Source organism: Acidobacteriaceae bacterium (assembly GCA_035944135.1).
Lineage (GTDB): Bacteria > Acidobacteriota > Terriglobia > Terriglobales > Acidobacteriaceae > Granulicella.
Map to the genome: position 1 here is coordinate 275851 of DASZBM010000010.1, position 16703 is coordinate 292553.

The window sequence follows — 16703 nt, forward strand, 5'->3', positions numbered from 1 at the left end:
CTGCACTCAATACACCTTCTCGCCGACCAATCGACGAAGATAATCCGCGTAGCTGCTCTTGCCCAGCTTCGTCGCCAGCGCATTCAACTGGTCCGCGTCAATGTACCCAAGCCGGTACGCAATCTCCTCCGGCGAAGCCACCTTCAATCCCTGCCGCTGTTCGATCGTCTGGATAAAGTTGCTCGCGTCTAACAGCGAATCGTGGGTGCCCGTATCCAGCCACGCCATGCCACGGCCCAGCACCTCGGTTCGCAATTGCCCGCGCTCCAGGTACCACCGGTTCACATCCGTAATCTCCAGCTCGCCCCGAGGCGAAGGCTTCAGATTCTCCGCAACTCCAATCACCTGGTTGTCGTAGAAATAAATTCCCGTCACCGCATACCGCGACTTCGGCTTCGCCGGCTTCTCTTCCAGCGAAATCGCCCGCCGCTCCGCATCGAACTCAACCACGCCATAGCGTTCCGGGTCATGCACTGGATACGCAAACACCGTCGCCCCCGTCGTGTGCTCCGCGGCGCTGCGCAGAATGTCCGCGAACTCGTGCCCGTAAAACAAATTGTCGCCCAGCACCAGGCAGCAGCCATCGTTCCCAATAAACTCGCGCCCGATCAAAAACGCCTGCGCCAGCCCATCCGGCGAGGGCTGCACCGCATAGCTGAACTTCACGCCCCACTGCTCGCCTGTCCCCAGCAGCGCCTCAAACCGCGGCGTGTCATGCGGTGTCGAAATCACCAGGATCTCGCGAATCCCCGCCAGCAGCAGCGCCGAAAGCGGATAGTAGATCATCGGCTTGTCGTACACCGGCAGCAGTTGCTTGCTCACCGTCTGCGTCACCGGATACAACCGTGTTCCCGACCCACCCGCGAGAATAATCCCCTTCATCGGCGAGCCTCCGCCGTGGCAACGCTCTTCGCCGGTCCCTTCGCCACTTCGCCTCGGCCGGAATAGTTCTGCTCCATCCAGTGCTGATACGCTCCGCTCGTCACGTCCGCCACCCACGCCTCGTTCGCCAGGTACCACTCCACCGTCTTGCGCAGTCCCGTCTCAAACGTCTCCGCCGGTGTCCATCCCAGCTCGCCCGAAATCTTCCTCGCATCGATCGCATATCGACGATCATGGCCCGGACGATCCTGCACAAACTTGATCTGCTCCGCGTACGGCCGCGCTCCGGGCTTCAACTCATCCAGCAACGCGCAGATCGTCCGCACTACATCCAGATTCGCCCGCTGGTTGTTGCCGCCGATGTTGTACGTCTCCCCCAGCCGTCCGCTCCGCAGCACTGCGCGAATCGCCGTGCAGTGGTCGACAACATACAGCCAGTCCCTCACCTGTTGCCCATCGCCATACACCGGCAGCGGCTTGCCCGCCAGCGCATTCGAAATCGTCAGCGGAATCAGCTTCTCCGGAAACTGAAACGGCCCGTAGTTATTCGAGCAGTTCGTCACCAGCGTCGGCATCTTGTACGTGTGGTGCCACGCGCGCACCAGCATGTCACTCGAAGCCTTCGAGGCCGCATACGGCGAGTTCGGCGCATACGGCGTCGTCTCGCTGAATGCCGGATCTTCCGGCTCGAGCGTCCCATACACCTCATCGGTCGAAACGTGCAAAAACTTGAAGCTCTCGCGCTCCTCGCCCGTCAGCGCGTCATAAAACTTCCTCGCTGCCTTCAACAGCTGAAACGTCCCATCGATGTTGGTCTGCAAAAACGCATCGGGCCCCAGGATCGACCGATCGACATGGCTCTCCGCCGCGAAGTGCACCACAGCGCGCGGCCTGTGCTCACGAAAGATCTTTTCCAGCAGCTCCGCATCGCAAATATTGCCGTGCACAAACGTGTACCGCGCATCTCCACTTACCGACGCCAGATTCTCCGGATTGCCTGCATACGTCAACGCGTCGAGATTCACCACCGGCGCGTCTTCATTCGCCAGCCAATCCAGCACAAAATTCGAGCCAATGAATCCGCACCCTCCCGTCACAAGGATCGGGTTCGGTTGCTGGCCCCTCAGGGAATTGCCGTCAGAGTTCGTCATGGGCAAGTCTTTCTTTTCCTCCAAGGTCTTCCCTGACGAGTCATCCACATCAGATTGTGAGTCTTGGATCTTTATCGGTTTTCACCGTGTGCCAAACGGTCCGGACACTATCGCTCCGGTCGCTTGAGAAACATTGCTGTTGGATAAATGTCTGCATCCATTCGGCCACGGACAATGTTATCGTAATCAACCGCTCGGTCGGTATACACCACATGGCCAAACTGCCGCAGCGTTCCCGGAAGCGGTCCCTCCGTCGTGCCTTGCATCAATGTTGTCTGAGCGACAACGGCCACCTGGTACAGGCTGAAGCCGGCCAGCACCGCGGCGCACATTGCAGTCATGTTCCCAATCCATTTTCTTCGCGCCACGACGGCGCAGACGCCACACCACGCTGCCAGTTGCAACATCCTGCCGCCCGGGTCCGAGATCCCCGCCGCCGCTCCCGGCATAATCAATCCGACAAAGAAAAACACGCACACCGCGATCCAGAAGAAGCGCGTCCTGCTCTCCTTCTTCAGCCCATTCCTCGCCGCACAAATCGCCAGCGCGAGCACTGTTCCGCCCACCACCACATCCAGCGCAAACAGCACCACAAACACCGTCGGCCCAACCAGCTTCAGAAGAATCGAATCGTGAAATGTCGACGCGACGTTCACGAATCCCCAGCACTTCAAATAGGTATTCACCCGGAACGCCGCAAACAACAGCGATCCATACGGCACTGATCCCACCATCCCCGCCGTTCCATCCACGTCATGATGCGTCAGCCTGCCCGCGAAATACCACACGCAAAGGACAATCGAAGGCAACGTCTGCCACAGCAATCTCCATCGTCCTGTCTGCCACGCGTACAGAAACAACAAGCACAACGCAAACCCAAACGGAATCATGTGGCTGAAGAACAGAAGCACCAGCAGCAGCGCGTAGAGCCACCCGCTCTCCACGTTCTCCATCAGCAGCGCGCAGAACAGCATCGCAAAATACGTGCTGAACTGAAAGTTGCTGAACCCGCACCACAGATTAATTCCAACCAGCGCCCCCGCCGTCACCACCATGCTCTGCCAACCCTGCGCCGCACCCGCCGCTCGCTGCAGCTTGGTCGCGCACCACAACCCCAGCAACACCTCGATCAGCAGCCACACCTTCGCCGCCGTGCCCCACGGCATCACCAGCATCAGCAGCCCAAGCCCCACCGTCGTCAGGTTGTTCGGCACCGGATAGTTCTTCAGCAGATAGGCGCTGTCAGGGTGTCCCTGCAGCCAGTCGCGCAACAACACGCCGTGATAGGTCCACTCCACGTAGTCCGCAAACACAGGCGGCCTGCGGTTCACAAAAAAAATCACCGCCAGCGCTGCAATCACGAGCACCGGCAGCACAACCCACCATCGCGGCATGCGACGCGCGTCACTCCCCATGCCCCTCACGCGGCCGTCTCCTCAATCGCTCTTCTGCCGAAGCCCATGCCCATCGCTAACGCTGCTGCGATCCACGTATACGTTAGATTCAGGTGCGCTCCGCACAAATTGGCGATCGGTTGCATCGCCGCCAGCGCGAGCACCCGCGCATCCGCGTGATAGCGCCGCAAAAAATAAACCGGCTTCGACAAAATCCACATCATGTACATCCACAGCGGAATTCCCAGGTCGACGATATAGTCGATCGGCCCCAGACTCGGCGCATCTCCAAACGTCTCTTCGAACGCCGCTCCCTGCCTGTACTCCGGCTGGTCTCTCACCAGCGGGTAGAATCCCCATCCCACTCCCGCAAGAGGATGTTCCTTGATCATTCGCGGCGCCAGGACTGCTCCTGCAATTCTGCCTTTCACCACATTCGCGTCTTCCGCGCGCAGGTTGCTCAATTGCGTATAGATCGCCACAGCCTGCGAGTACTGCTCCATCCGCGCCGGCAGATCCAACACAATCGAAGCCGCTACCACCAGCACACCAAAGGTGCTCAGCAGCGCCACCCTCTTCCACCCATGCAGCATCCACACCAGGTACACAATCCCCAGCAATGCGAGCGCAAAGAACGCCGCCTTCGACTGTGAACCAATCAAGCTGATCGTGAACACAATCAAGGCCGCATACATCTTCTTCCTGCTCAGCCATCCTCTCCGCCGCATTGCGAAGCAAAGAGCGAACAGGCTCAGAAGGTAGACTCCATACGGTCCACCCTCATTCAGAAATCCATGAAACCGTTTCCCGCTTGGATCGAATCCCGCGAACGTACTCAGGAAGAATTCTGCAATCGAGAACAACCCGCTCGCCACGCCCGTCCACAGATACACCTTCGCTCCGAACGCGCACAGCCTCTCATCCTCCCTGAACAGGTTCGCCAGGTACAGCATGTAAAACGCGTCGAGGAACAGCTCGACCACACGCGAAACCGTCACAATCAGCGGCCTCTGCAGCGGCGGCACTGCAATCGTGTCAAACTGTTGCCGCAGCGCGAACACCGCCAGCACCAGCGCCGCGGCCATAAAGATCAGGTAGCTTGTCCCGATGCTCGCAAACGGACGGAACACTCGCATCCGCAGATCATTCTTCGCAAACATCCACAGCAGCAGGAGAAAATCCGCAGCGAAGATCAACTCCAGATATTGAATGCTTGCAATCTTCAGCAGCAGCGTCGCGGCCAGCGAGCAGGCAAGAAATACCAGCGCGTACTTATGAACGCGCAGGAACCTCTCCGCCCGCAAACTCTCCGCGTTAGGCACGGGACGTGCCGCTGCTCGTCGATTCGTACTCATTCAGTGCGCGGTGAACTCTGCGCCGAAGGTCTGTCGCCTTCGCCGCCATCAGCGCAAACCCGATCAGCCCGCCCAGCACAAACCCAATCAGCGCAAACAGCCGCCGCGACGGCCACGACTTCTCATCCGGAAGCACAGCGCTGTCCACCAGCTCTACCGGCGGCGAGTACGCCTCGTCGATCTTCGCATTCTCGTACTGCTTGGACAGAATCTCGAACAGCGTCTCGTGATACTGCACCTCGCGCTCTTTCTCGGCGACTTCCATCGCCACCGCGGGCAGCTTGGCGGCACCCGGAGCCGTGCCTGTTCCTCCGGTCTGCACTTCCATCCGATGAATCTGGTCCTGCAGACTCCCGATCTGCGACCGCAGCGTTACCACCTGCGGATTCTCGCTCGTTCGACCGGTCTCCAGCCCTGCAAGCTGCTCCTGCCTTTGCGCAAGCTGCTGCCGCAATTCGGCAATCGCGCTCACCCCCAGCCGCACCTGCGCCTCCGGCTGCAGCATTCCGGTCTTCTGTTGCGCAACCTTCAGGTCTTCTTCGGCCTGCGCCAGCTTCTCCTTCTCGTCTTCCAGAGGATCCTCGAAGTAGCGCAACTGATGCTCGGCCTCAGACCGCGTGATCTGATCATTCAGCCTGTACAGTGCCGCCGGAAACTCATTCGCAATGCGCAGCGCCGTCTCTGGCTCCGGCGCCCGCACCGTCACCGTCACAAACTGGTCCTTATCCACACTGATCTTCGCCATCCCGCTCAGCCTTCGCCGCAGCTCGGAAGGCTTTGTCGTGTGGAAGTAATCCTGCAGGTGCTGGTGCGCGATCACATCATCGGCCACGGTGCGGCTGCTGATCAGCCCCATGTACTGGTCGCCGGGATTGCGGGTCGGCATCACCAGGCTCAGCGTCTGTCCCTTCGGCGTCGGCGGCATCAGGCGCACCGTCGCGTCATACTTCGGATGCATCAGCCACGCCGCGCCATACGCCAGCAACGCACCGGCGATCGCGCACCCCACAATGAAGTACCGTCGCTTCCAGATCGAAACCACGAACCTCCGCAGGTCGATAACCCGGTACTCCGGATCTTCCGCGCTCACCACATCGTTGTGCGTCGCCGTGCGGGCCCTGCTTGTCATCACATCCTGCATCGTTTCGCTCACTACTGCTTCGCCAGCACGGCAATCGCCGCCACGCTCAGCGCCAGGTTCCCTGCAATCTGTGCGATGTTCATCGTACGCTGCAGCGCATTCTTCGGCTGCAGATACGGCGGCACCACGATCGTGTCGCCCGGATAGATCATCGCCTTGTCCACATCGCTATACTGCTGGCTCACCACCGATCCATCTGCGCGCAGGATGAACATGCGCTTGTGGTCTGCCTGCCGGTCCGGTCCGCCCGCCTCATGCAGATACGCCTTGGCCCGCTTGCCCGGCATGTACAGGAACGCGTTCGCGCTATACACCTGCCCCTCAACCGTCACGTTCGACGGAAGCCGCGGCACAACAAAACGGTCGCCATCCTCCAGCGCAATATCCGGCAGGCTGTCGATCCCCGTGCTGTCCGGCTTCAGCTCCAGCACAATTCTTCCAATCGGCTGAATCCTCCGCAGCCTCGCCACCGCCGCCCGGACCGCCGTCTGCGACGCCAGTTGCGACTGTTGGTCCTGCGGAGTAAGCGCGGGGTTCGTCACCGCCGACAGCGAAAGTTGCGCGTCCAGTTCATCGGCGTACTCCAGCAGCCTCTGCTGTTGCAGCCTGCGCGTAGACTCCCGCGAGAACTCCGACGCATAAAGGTAGGCATCCGGCGTAAACCCGCCCGCGCGCCGCACCAGGCTGCGCAGCGTCTCTCCGGGCTGCACGCTGTACACGCCCGCGGCAACAAACTCGCCCTCCAGCCGCACGTAGCGCGTCTGCTGCTGCGTCGGCACGCGGATGTCCGCCTTCGAGAAAATCGTCACTACATCGCCCGGCAGCAGCTCCACATCCTGCGACCCATCGCCGTCCAGCACAAGCTTGCCCAGGTTGAACGGGATCAGCGAGCTCGTCAGCGTCTTCGCATCCTGCCGCTCAATCACCGCATATCCCCAGTCGATATCCGGTGCGCTCAGCAGCACGTGGTTCTTCGGTTCGAACCGCGCCGTGCCTCCAATCAGCGCCCCGGCGGCCGATCCTCCGCCGCTCGTCGAGCTCACCGTGCCGCCCTGCGTCTGCTGGTAGCCCTGGTTGTTCGCCGCGCCCTGCATCTGTTGCTGAGCAGCAGCCTCCGCGCCCTGCACCGGCAGCCCCTGCTCGTCATACATCTGCGGCGTTGCGGTCTGGTTCGGATACTGCTGGTTCGCACCCTGCGTGCCTTGCCCCTGCGCTCCCGGAACCTGTTGTCCCCGGATCTGCATCTGCGGCGTCAACCCCAATTGCTGCAGCTCTTGTTGTTGCTGGATTCTCTGCTGTAACTGGCGCTGCCTGCGCTCCTCTTGCGGCTCCTCGCTCTGGTCCAGCACAAACTGCCCCAGCTCGTTGCGGTTGCGCCAGTACTCGCGCGTCACCAGCGACTCCCGGTTCGGAATCAGCTCGCTGACCTTCATCCCCGGATGCCACGCATACCGTCCCGGGTTCGCCACGTTGCCCCGCAGCGTCACCGCATTCCGGAACCGGTCCACCACCGCACGCACCGAGAGGATGTCGCCGCCCTGCATCATCTCCGTCTTGCTCTGGTCCTGGCTCACGTTCTCCACATTGCGATTCTCGTGCTCGTAGACCCGCTCCAGCAAAACGTCCGCTCCGGACGCCAGCGCAGTCTCGCCGCCCGCAAACTCCAGCGCCTGCGACACGCTCGTCTGGCCCTTCAGCTCGTAGATCGCCGGATGATTCACGCTGCCGAGCACCGCCACCTGCGGCCCCGCAAACGGGATGAAGATTACATCGCCAGTCGCCAGAGGAATGTCTTTCGACTTGTCCCCGCGCAGCAGCAGGTCGTACAAATCGAAGTGGTCGATCGTCTGCCCGTTCCGCTTCACCTGGATATCGCGCACCGATCCCGTCGCCGACGGCCCACCCGAAGCAAACAGCGCATTCAGCAGCGTGCTCAGCGAACTCACCGAAAAGCTTCCCGGCCGCCTCGCCTCGCCCACAACAAACACCTGGATCGTCCGCAGCGCGCCCATCGACACGCTCAACGTGAAGTTCCGGTAGATCCGCCCAAGCTGCCGGTTCAAAAAACCTGGCAGGTCGGCGTAGGTCAGGCCGGCAACATGCACCGTGCCCAGCTCCGGAAGCTGGATCGCGCCCTCGCGATCGACCGTCACTCTCATCTGCCGGTTCACCTGCCCGGCGAGTTGCAGCACAAGCTCGTCGCCCGGCCCCACCACGTAGCTCGGCCCCACCGGCACATTCTGCACCGGCGCAAACGTCGTCGGCACACGCCGGAACAATGACGCGCCATAGATCTCCAGCTTCTCTCCCGTCGTAGCTTCCACCATTCGCTGGAAAGGGCTCGGCGGCTCTGGCGGCAGCGGCGGCTGATTCTGGCTCGCCTGCAGTTCCCTCCGCTCTGCCTCGCGCATCATGCGGCCCTGCTCATCAGTCTGCCCGGTGCCCGTCTGCGGCGAGAGCTGGTTCAGCAGGTTTCCAATCGATGAATTCGCCGGGGAGGGAAGTGTCGCCGACGACGGCGTGTCACTCGTCGGCTGCTGCTGATCGAGAATCTGCGCGCCCACGCCCGGAACCGCCAGCGTGGCTAGAGCAAATCCGCAAACTAAAAGACCAGAACGAAACGGATGCAGCCTCGATCGATACAGATTCACGCCTGGCGTTGTCCTCTTCACGAACCCTTCAACGAAGCCAGTTCACACACCCGCGGGACGGCGTCTATCTGCCTGCCCTTCGTTGGTCTGGGTTACTTCGTCAGTTTATCTGAAGCCGATACGCGTCGTTGTCACGGAATTATCGCGAACGCCAGCGCACATACAGCGCCGCGCCTGCCGCCCCAACCACACCCAGTATCGCCGTCGGACACTCCGGCGAATCCACGCATGCCCCCTGCGCCTGCAGAAGGGCGGGAACCATGAACAGGGAGCCGAGGAACGCAATACGGGTCAGAATCTTCATGCTGGACGGGCCTCGCTGCTGTCCCAAAACGGAACAACCCGCGAACTTGAGCCAGCATACCAGCCACCCCTCACCCCGGCAACAAAACTCGCCCATCCTCACCTATCTCGGCACTCTCGGATGCCCTGCGCGGCCACGAATTCGGGTGCGCATGGGTGAACTCACGCGGGTGCCCATTCATGCGCAGTTTCATCGCGCATGGGTGGGGTTACGCACGGCGCATCCGCCGCCTCAACTCCGCCGTCGCCTCCCGATGACACATCAGGCATAGCGTCCTCAAATTCTCCAGATCGCACTCCCCGCCGCCCTCCGCCACCGGCCGAATATGGTCCGCATCCCACAGCGACCTTCGCACGGTCACGCTGCGCAAGCCCCACATCTCCAGCGCCTCAGCCCGAGCCACCCCACGGCTCCGCTTCAGGTCCCGATACGCCTTGACCGTATCCACCCCACACTCCGCGCACACACCTTTATCGCGCAGATACACCTGGTCGCGCAGATACCCCGGGTCCGATCGCAGCCTCCACGCATGCACACAGTAATCCGAGCAGAACGTCCGCCGCCGCTTCGCCAGGATCTCCAGCTGACACCACCGGCAAAGCGGCCGCCCATTCGCTCCCAGCGGAAGCGCGGCACGATCAGCCGTGCCCGCCTCAGCCAGTCTGCGACCCGGAACCTTCACCTCTCCAGCGTATCCGCCTTAGTGCACCGTCAGTGCGAACGTGGTGCTCGCCGTGGTACTCCCGCTCTTCCCGGTCACCGTCACCACGTAGCTTCCCGCGGTCGTTCCAGACGTCCCCTGCGCCGCGCAGCTCGGCGAAGTCCCTACCGCTGCCGCCGCTCCTCCGCCGCATCCCGTCATCACACTCATCCCTGCCGCTGCCGCAACCACCATCAGCAGCCCGCGCACATCACGCCGTTTCGAAGCCGGCAGCAACAGCACGCACAACCCGGCAAACGCCAGACCGCCCAGCTTCACCGCCGTCGTCGGCGATCCACCCGTCCCGCCGCACGTGCTGCTCGTCGCACTCGCCGCCTGCGACGAGATCGTCACCACCGCACTCCCGCTCGGAGCCGCCGTGCTCAGCGTCACTGTCGCCGGGCTCACCACGCAGCTCGGCAGCAGCGTCGCCGTTCCCTGCGCCGCAATCGAGCAGCTCATCTGCACCACGCCCGTGAACCCGTTCGCCGCCGTCGCAAACACCGTCAGCGTGTTGCCGCTCGTCGCCCCCGCCGTCACACTCACCGACGTCGGCGTCGATCCCATCGAAAAACTCCCCGAGCTCGACGACGTTCCTGCCGCACTCCCGCCCGTCGGCATCGAAGCGGCAATCAGCTTCGCCGCATCCACCGAGCCCCAGCCCGTCGACTCATCAAATCCCGCACCAACCTCAAACCCCGCCAGCCCGCCCGTCAGCCCCGCCGACGACGGCGTGCTGTTATTGCACATAGACGGAATCGACACCGTGCACCCCGACACACCCGCCGTCGTCTCCGTCACATCATGAAACGCGCTCGGCGTGCTCGCGGCCAGCCGGTACAGCAGCGGATTCACATTGCCCGCCGCAACTCCCGTGGCCGAATTCATCAGCGCCACGATGCCCGCCATCCCTGGCGCCGCCGCGCTCGTTCCGCCAAACACCTCAAACTCATTCTTCGAGCAATCGCCACCCGCATACGCCAGGCACGCGAGATACCCGTCGTGCGTCGCCGAGCTCAGCGCCACATCCGGCACATCGCGCATTCCATCCGCCGGCACTCCCGCGCCCGTCTGCCAGCTTGGCTTCGCAATGTACGCGCTCGCGCCTCCGCCCGTCGCCGCGGCCACATACGTCAGCTGGTTGGTGGACCCCGCCTGCGTTGGCTCGTTCCACGCGCCCTCCGGGATATAGCTGACCGCCGAGCTCTCGCCACTCCCGTTCTGCGCGCTCCAATAGTTGCTCGCGTCGCTCGTATCCGCAAACTCCGTCCCACCCACACACGTCGCATAGCTGCTCGAGCAGATGTAGTTAATGCTCGCCGTCTGCGTCACCGGCAGCTTGCTCGAGTTGCCATCGCACCCCGCCGCGCCCGAGTCCCCACTCGACACCATCACGCTGATCCCCTCAGCCGCCGCCGCCGAGAACAGCGTGTTCCACACACTCACGCCCTGCTGTCCCGCATCCGCCTCGCAGTCGCCAAATGAGATGCTCATCACCGGATCCACCAGCGTATTCACCTCATACGCCGCGGCCGTATAAATCCCGCTCACCGTGTTCGAGTCCGCGCTCACCACCAGGTCCACACCCGCGCCCGGAGCCGTTCCCATCACGCGGTCTACATCCAGCGTCGCCTCGTCCTGGTCGCCGCCATTCGTCGTCCCGGGGTCAATCCCGCCCGTCGGGATAATCACATTCGGCTGCGCCGTCGGCAGTCCCGTCAGGCTCTCAAACTGGCTGATGTCCGTCGCTGCCACGCGCGACCGCCCAATGATCGCGACGTGCTGCGCCTTGCCCGCCACCGTCGCGCCCGTATTCCCGCCGCTGTACACCGAGCTCACGTCATAGATCGTCGCGAAATCGTTCGGCGTCAAAAAGTGCTGCCCATTGGTCGCCGTAAGCATCGGCTTCGCCGTCAATCCGCCGCCCGCAACCTGCGCCGTCAACTTGCCCTGCACCGCCGTCGCAATGCTCTGCGGATGCAGCGAGCTCTGGCTCATCCCATGCACTCCTGCAATCACTGCCTGCAGCGCTGCCGGAACGCTCGGCTCCGAAGTCGCCGATAGCCGCGTCTCCGCACCCACCCGATACTCCGCAAAGTTCGTCCGGAAGGCATTGCTCACCGCTGTCACGCTGCCTGTCACATCCAGCAGCACGCCATTCGGCTCCACGCGCGTAACCGTCAGCCCTTCCTGCTGCAGCCAGCTCTCCACCGCCTGCAGGTCCGCCGGAGCCACGCCAAACATGCTGCCCACCTGCGCCGGCGTCAGCCACTGGTGATACAGCGCCGACCCGGGCGTCTGCTGCTCAGCCAGCAGCGTCTCAAACGCCGCCTGCGTCGCAGCATCCCGCTTCAGCACCACTGTCACCTGCAGCGGCGCGCTCACCGGAACGGTCGCCGCGGCAGCATTCTCCGCGCGCACCCACAAAGGCAGGTGCCCGCCAAGCTGCACACGAGTCGTCAGGTCAGGATTTGCAGCAACACGCCGCTCCGGCGTCGCTCGCAGCGCATTCAGCGCGCGTGATGCCGCGCCGGAACCAGACTGCGCAGAGCAGGGAACTGCCAGAGCTGCGGCGGCAAGGGAAAGCACACCGAAGCGCCTGAAGGGGCCGAAGAAAGTGGGTCGCAAGCAGGAGTCTCGTTTTCGGGGGTATGGCAGCGTGGACGGCGCTCCAAAATTTAGACGGTCGTCCCACATAAAGGTTACGCTATGCGACCTTTGGGTAACAAGCCACGTTACTCGTGGGAGGTTGATGGTTACTTTCAGGTGAGAAGCGCCTCCGCCCTCTCCGGTTGCCTCGACCCTTGCCTCGGGTTCCCGCCGACAGTGCCGTGGCGTCCCGTCGCGTTCCTTCGCGCCCTTTGCGTCAAAAAGGTTTTCCCCCAGCTATCCTGATCGTGGAGAGAACCCCCCATGTCCCGTACCGAATCCACCATGGTCCAGCTCGGCACCATCGCCCCTGCCTTCGAGCTCACTAACGTCCTCACCGGCCGCGCCATGTCGCGCGACGACGTCTTCGCCCTCTCCTGGGACGACAACCTCTCCGACGCCGCCAACATCGCCGTCACCGGTGGCCCCGCCAAAAAGCACGGCCTGCTCGTCATGTTCCTCTCCGTCCACTGCCCGTTCGTCAAGCACGTCGAGCAGGAGCTCGCCAACATCGCCCGCGACTACGCCTCCACCATCGCCATCTGCGGCATCATGTCCAACGACGTCGCCACCTACCCCGACGACTCCCCCGACAACATGCGCGCCCAGGCCACCCGCCTCGGCTGGCGCTTCCCCTACCTCTACGACGAAACCCAGGAGGTCGCCCGCAGCTACAACGCCGCCTGCACCCCTGACTTCTTCCTCTTCAATGGCGCCATGGAGCTTGTCTACCGTGGCCAGCTCGACGACTCCCGTCCCCGCCGCTCCGACGGCTTCGGCAACGACACGCCCGTCACCGGCCGCGATCTCCGCGCCGCCCTCGACGCCGTCATCGCCGGCAAGCGCCCCGACCCCTCCAAACAGCGTGCCTCCATCGGCTGCAACATCAAATGGCGCGAAGGCTAAGAAGGCTGAGGAGCGCCCACGAACCGCTTTTCCGGTACCCCGAGGCTTCAGCCTCGGGTCTCATAGCCCCAAAAAATGAAATGGGGCTTTAGCCCCTGGGTATGCCTTTCGCCCTTTATGCCCAACTCCGCTATCCTGAAGTCCGAGAACGATTTTCACTAACCACTAACCACTAACCACTAACCACTAACTACTCGCCTTATGGACCCAGTCCTCGAACAACTCAAAAACGGCGTCCGCCACTTCCGCGCCGAGACCTTCCCGGCCTTCGCCGACGCCGCCAACGAGCCCCAGCGCCCGCACACCCTCTTCATCACCTGCGCCGACTCCCGCATCGACCCCAACGCCCTCACCGCCACTGGCCCGGGCGAGGTCTTCGTCACCCGCAACATCGGCAACATGATTCCCGCCTACGGTGAAATGCTCGGCGGCGTCTCCGCCGTCATCGAGTTCGCCGTCGCCGGCCTCGGCGTCCGCCACGTCGTCATCTGCGGCCACACCGACTGCGGCGCCATGAAGGCCCTGCTCGACCCCTCCAGCACCGCCAAAATGCCCAGCGTCCGCAACTGGCTCAAGAACGCCCAGACCGCCCTCGCCGTCTCCAACACCCTTCACGAACATGAGATCGAGGACCACGCAGAGCGCCCGCTCATCGACATCCTCACCGAGCAGAACGTCCTCCTCCAGATCCAGCACCTCCGCACCCACCCCTCGGTCGCCACGGCCCTCACCCTCGGCAACCTCACCATCTCCGGCTGGATCTACGACGTCACGACCGGCAACGTCCGCATCGCAGAAAACAACGCCCTCACCTTCACCCCCGTCGAGTAGACAGCCACAACTCCGGGTGCCCCATTCATGCGCGGCTTAATCGCGCATGAGTGGGTATCGCGCGTGGTAGCGCGCGAGAAAAGCCCGCCACCACCCCAACCTCCAACACTGAAGGGGCACGGCTTCAGCCGTGCCATCCCCAGCCGAATCGAATTCGGGGCTTCAGCCCCTGAGGGAAACCTCTTACCGCTTCGTCGCGTCCGACCCATGCTGCTTCACCATCTTGTTGTAGATCCCCAGCAGCAGAAACGGCGCCACCCACTGCCCCACAAACAACGACGCATGTTCCTTCCGGAACGCCTGGCACGCCACCGAGGCCCCAATCGCTGCAATCGCCAGCGCCAGGAACGCGCTCGACGGCGCCTTCGAGGTGTACTTCTCAATCGCCGACGTAACCTGATCTTCCTGTGACTCGCCTGCCTGCACCCGATAATCCGTCATCCTCAAATCTCCTGAGGGCCATAAGCCCTTCCTTGAGAGATGCCGTCTTCCCTACCCTTGCCGTGAACCCATTGTTGCCCCTGCCAAAGCCCTGAGTGCACTTTCCCATCCCATCACTACCGGCCGCGGCAACCCGCACCGATCTTTTACGCAAACGATTGAAAACAAAAACGAAAGTTCACGCGCACCCTGATAAAAAGCCGGATCCCCTATGTCAGGGCCAAGTTCCACATTCCAGAGACTTTGCAGACATCCGCTTTAGAATCAAGACTTTGCACATGAAGTCAAAACCTAAGCGCAATGATATGAATACTTTGCACAAAAAGACGGGGGAGGGGGATACCCCGAATTGACATCTGCCCCCATCGCCCTTAGCTTAAGAAGTCGATGAGCCTTCGCCGCCATCATCACGGACACCACCACCACGCGCATCGCGCGACGGCGGCTGTCTGTGAGGCGATCTAAGCCCTTCACAGGATTCGGAACCCAGCCCGCCACCGCGCCTCGCGAGCGGGCTTTTTGCTGCGCGGGCGCCAACTCCCTCACAATCACTTAAGGACAATATGACCAGCACCGCAGCCCAACCCACACTCGACTTCGCCAAGGCCGGCGGCCTCATCGCCGGCATCGTGCAGGACGCAAAGACCGGCGAGGTTCTCATGCTCGGCTTCTTGAACGAGCTCTCCTATCAAAAAACTCTCGAGAGCGGCTTCGTCACCTTCTGGTCGCGCACGCGCAGCAAGCTCTGGATGAAAGGCGAGACCAGCGGCAACCGCCTGCGCGTCGTCTCCGCCTCCACCGACTGCGACAACGACGCTCTGCTCTTCCGCGTCGAGGTCGAGGGCGACGGCCTCGTCTGCCACGAAGGTACCGTAAGCTGCTTCACCAAACCCATCAGCGTGGAGGAGAAGTAATGGCCTCCAACAAGCTCAAGCTCGGCATCCCCAAGGGCAGCCTTCAGGACGCCACCATCGCCCTCTTCGGCCGCGCCGGCTGGAACATCTACGCCTCTGGCCGCAGCTACTTCCCGTCCATCGACGACGCCGAGATCGAGTGCATGCTCGTCCGCGCGCAGGAGATGGCCCGCTACGTCGAGCACGGCGCCCTGGATGCCGGCCTCACCGGCAACGACTGGGTCCTCGAGAACCAGTCCGATGTCGAGCGCGTGTCGTCACTCACGTATTCGAAAGCCAGCCGCACCGCTGTCCGCTGGGTGCTCGCGGTCCCCGAGGACTCACCCTACAACAAGCCCGAAGACCTCGCCGGCAAGACCATCGCCACCGAGCTGGTCGAATTCACCAAACGCTATTTCGCGGCGAAGAATATTCCCGTGAACGTCGAGTTCTCCTGGGGTGCTACCGAGGTCAAGCCGCCCACGCTCGCGGACGCCATCGTTGAGGTGACGGAGACCGGCAGCTCCCTCCGCGCGAATCGCCTGCGCATCATCGAAACCCTCATGGAGTCTGAGACCCAGCTCATCGCCAACAAGAAAGCCTGGGCCGATTCGTGGAAGCGTTCTAAGATTGAGACCCTCGCGCTGATGCTGAATGGTGCGATGGCCGCGCAGAATCAGGTTGGTCTCATGCTCAACGTTGAGAAGAAGAATCTCGACGAGGTGCTCAACGTGCTGCCGGCGCTTAACTCGCCGACTGTCTCGCATCTGCGCGACGAGAACTGGGTTGCCGTGAACACGATCCTCGAGCAGTCCGTGGTTCGCGACGTCATTCCGCGTCTCAAGGCCGCGGGCGCGACCGGCATCGTAGAGTACCCGCTCAGCAAAGTAGTTCTGTAACAGGAGTCGGCACCATGAAGCTCTCTAGCATCATCATCCTCGTGCTCGGCCTGGGGTTCATCAGCTGGCGTATCACGGCGTTTCTGCTGGAGCGCCGGCGTATGAAGAAGATGGACCGCGAAGGTGTTGTTGTTTATGCCACCTTCCTCTCTTCCGAACCCGTCAAGTTCTTTGGTCGCCCTCAAGCCGATGTCGAGAAAGTGACGCTGCGTGTGCAGGAGCCCGGCAGCACCGAGACGCGCGAGGTGGTCATCAAGACCCGCACGCAACCCGGCCAGAACATGAGCCCCGGCATGCGCGTACCTGTCGTTCTCGATCCCAAGAACCCAAAGCGCGTCTATCCCGCATCTGAAGAGGCGGCCAAACGCGCTGTCGCAACCGGCTCGCGGCTGGAGCGCCGCGTGATGCAGCAACAGATGCGCAAGCCTGGCCGCGGCGTTCCTACTCCGCCCTCGGGCTACCAGCCGCCACCCTCCACCATGCGCCCGCGCCGCTAATCAGCAACA

The 16703-nt window shown here is 62.5% G+C and carries 15 protein-coding genes; 5 read left to right on the top strand and 10 right to left on the bottom strand.

Features of this window, described 5'->3' with window-relative positions; all coding sequences use genetic code 11:
• Positions 1–6 precede the first annotated feature (6 nt).
• The 9 genes from rfbA to VGU25_15715 all read right to left on the bottom strand — a co-directional run bounded on the left by rfbA (position 7) and on the right by VGU25_15715 (position 12206).
• Positions 7–882, bottom strand: coding sequence for a glucose-1-phosphate thymidylyltransferase RfbA (gene rfbA / locus VGU25_15675; GenBank protein HEV2578644.1), 876 nt, complete (start codon positions 880–882; stop codon positions 7–9).
• Positions 879–2033 carry a dTDP-glucose 4,6-dehydratase gene (gene rfbB / locus VGU25_15680; GenBank protein HEV2578645.1) on the bottom strand — a complete coding sequence of 385 codons (1155 nt, stop codon included), beginning with the start codon at positions 2031–2033 and terminating at the stop codon, positions 879–881. Before rfbB ends, rfbA begins: the two co-directional genes overlap by 4 nt.
• 107 nt (positions 2034–2140) lie before the next feature.
• Positions 2141–3427: a hypothetical protein gene (locus VGU25_15685; GenBank protein HEV2578646.1), complete on the bottom strand. Its 1287-nt coding sequence runs from the start codon at positions 3425–3427 to the stop codon at positions 2141–2143.
• Between the two features lie 26 nt (positions 3428–3453).
• The gene (locus VGU25_15690) at positions 3454–4749 is read right to left on the bottom strand and encodes an O-antigen ligase family protein (protein HEV2578647.1); all 1296 of its coding nucleotides are present in this window, start codon (positions 4747–4749) and stop codon (positions 3454–3456) included.
• Positions 4742–5911, bottom strand: a complete 1170-nt coding sequence (locus VGU25_15695) for a Wzz/FepE/Etk N-terminal domain-containing protein (protein HEV2578648.1) — start codon at positions 5909–5911, stop codon at positions 4742–4744. The genes VGU25_15690 and VGU25_15695 overlap by 8 nt, the downstream gene beginning before the upstream one ends.
• Positions 5912–5934: 23 nt before the next feature.
• A complete protein-coding gene (locus VGU25_15700; GenBank protein ID HEV2578649.1) occupies positions 5935–8595 on the bottom strand; it encodes an SLBB domain-containing protein in 2661 nt (886 codons plus the stop codon).
• A 118-nt stretch (positions 8596–8713) separates the two neighbouring features.
• Positions 8714–8878: a PExPT-CTERM protein gene (locus VGU25_15705; protein HEV2578650.1), complete on the bottom strand. Its 165-nt coding sequence runs from the start codon at positions 8876–8878 to the stop codon at positions 8714–8716.
• A gap of 208 nt (positions 8879–9086) precedes the next feature.
• A complete protein-coding gene (locus VGU25_15710) occupies positions 9087–9560 on the bottom strand; it encodes an HNH endonuclease signature motif containing protein (protein ID HEV2578651.1) in 474 nt (157 codons plus the stop codon).
• Positions 9561–9578: 18 nt separating this feature from the next.
• On the bottom strand, positions 9579–12206 hold the full coding sequence (locus tag VGU25_15715) for a S53 family peptidase (protein ID HEV2578652.1): 2628 nt from the start codon (positions 12204–12206) through the stop codon (positions 9579–9581).
• A gap of 285 nt (positions 12207–12491) precedes the next feature.
• On the opposite strand from VGU25_15715, the gene VGU25_15720 reads away from it, so the two are divergent.
• Entirely contained in the window at positions 12492–13133 is a 642-nt protein-coding gene (locus VGU25_15720; GenBank protein ID HEV2578653.1) for a thioredoxin family protein, read from the top strand.
• 201 nt (positions 13134–13334) lie between these two features.
• Positions 13335–13964 (top strand): carbonic anhydrase, encoded by a 630-nt coding sequence (locus tag VGU25_15725; GenBank protein ID HEV2578654.1) that lies wholly within the window; start codon positions 13335–13337, stop codon positions 13962–13964.
• Between the two features lie 183 nt (positions 13965–14147).
• Here VGU25_15725 and VGU25_15730 read toward each other — a convergent pair whose 3' ends face one another.
• Positions 14148–14405 carry a hypothetical protein gene (locus VGU25_15730; GenBank protein ID HEV2578655.1) on the bottom strand — a complete coding sequence of 86 codons (258 nt, stop codon included), beginning with the start codon at positions 14403–14405 and terminating at the stop codon, positions 14148–14150.
• Positions 14406–14968: 563 nt separating this feature from the next.
• Here VGU25_15730 and hisI point away from each other — a divergent pair.
• Genes hisI through VGU25_15745 form a run of 3 tightly spaced genes read left to right on the top strand, consistent with a single transcriptional unit; the run spans position 14969 to position 16694 of the window.
• Positions 14969–15319 (top strand): phosphoribosyl-AMP cyclohydrolase, encoded by a 351-nt coding sequence (gene hisI / locus VGU25_15735; GenBank protein HEV2578656.1) that lies wholly within the window; start codon positions 14969–14971, stop codon positions 15317–15319.
• Entirely contained in the window at positions 15319–16197 is an 879-nt protein-coding gene (gene hisG / locus VGU25_15740; protein ID HEV2578657.1) for an ATP phosphoribosyltransferase, read from the top strand. The genes hisI and hisG overlap by 1 nt, the downstream gene beginning before the upstream one ends.
• Positions 16198–16211: 14 nt before the next feature.
• Positions 16212–16694, top strand: a complete 483-nt coding sequence (locus VGU25_15745; GenBank protein HEV2578658.1) for a hypothetical protein — start codon at positions 16212–16214, stop codon at positions 16692–16694.
• Positions 16695–16703: the final 9 nt, after the last annotated feature.

Bases quoted from the DNA above. Each gene is read 5' to 3' on its own strand.
- rfbA (HEV2578644.1), bottom strand. From the start codon at position 882: ATGAAGGGGATTATTCTCGCGGGTGGGTCGGGAACACGGTTGTATCCG.
- rfbB (HEV2578645.1), bottom strand. From the start codon at position 2,033: ATGACGAACTCTGACGGCAATTCCCTGAGGGGCCAGCAACCGAACCCG.
- VGU25_15685 (HEV2578646.1), bottom strand. From the start codon at position 3,427: ATGCCGCGATGGTGGGTTGTGCTGCCGGTGCTCGTGATTGCAGCGCTG.
- VGU25_15695 (HEV2578648.1), bottom strand. From the start codon at position 5,911: ATGACAAGCAGGGCCCGCACGGCGACGCACAACGATGTGGTGAGCGCG.
- VGU25_15705 (HEV2578650.1), bottom strand. From the start codon at position 8,878: ATGAAGATTCTGACCCGTATTGCGTTCCTCGGCTCCCTGTTCATGGTT.
- VGU25_15720 (HEV2578653.1), top strand. From the start codon at position 12,492: ATGTCCCGTACCGAATCCACCATGGTCCAGCTCGGCACCATCGCCCCT.
- VGU25_15725 (HEV2578654.1), top strand. From the start codon at position 13,335: ATGGACCCAGTCCTCGAACAACTCAAAAACGGCGTCCGCCACTTCCGC.
- VGU25_15730 (HEV2578655.1), bottom strand. From the start codon at position 14,405: ATGACGGATTATCGGGTGCAGGCAGGCGAGTCACAGGAAGATCAGGTT.
- hisI (HEV2578656.1), top strand. From the start codon at position 14,969: ATGACCAGCACCGCAGCCCAACCCACACTCGACTTCGCCAAGGCCGGC.
- hisG (HEV2578657.1), top strand. From the start codon at position 15,319: ATGGCCTCCAACAAGCTCAAGCTCGGCATCCCCAAGGGCAGCCTTCAG.
- VGU25_15745 (HEV2578658.1), top strand. From the start codon at position 16,212: ATGAAGCTCTCTAGCATCATCATCCTCGTGCTCGGCCTGGGGTTCATC.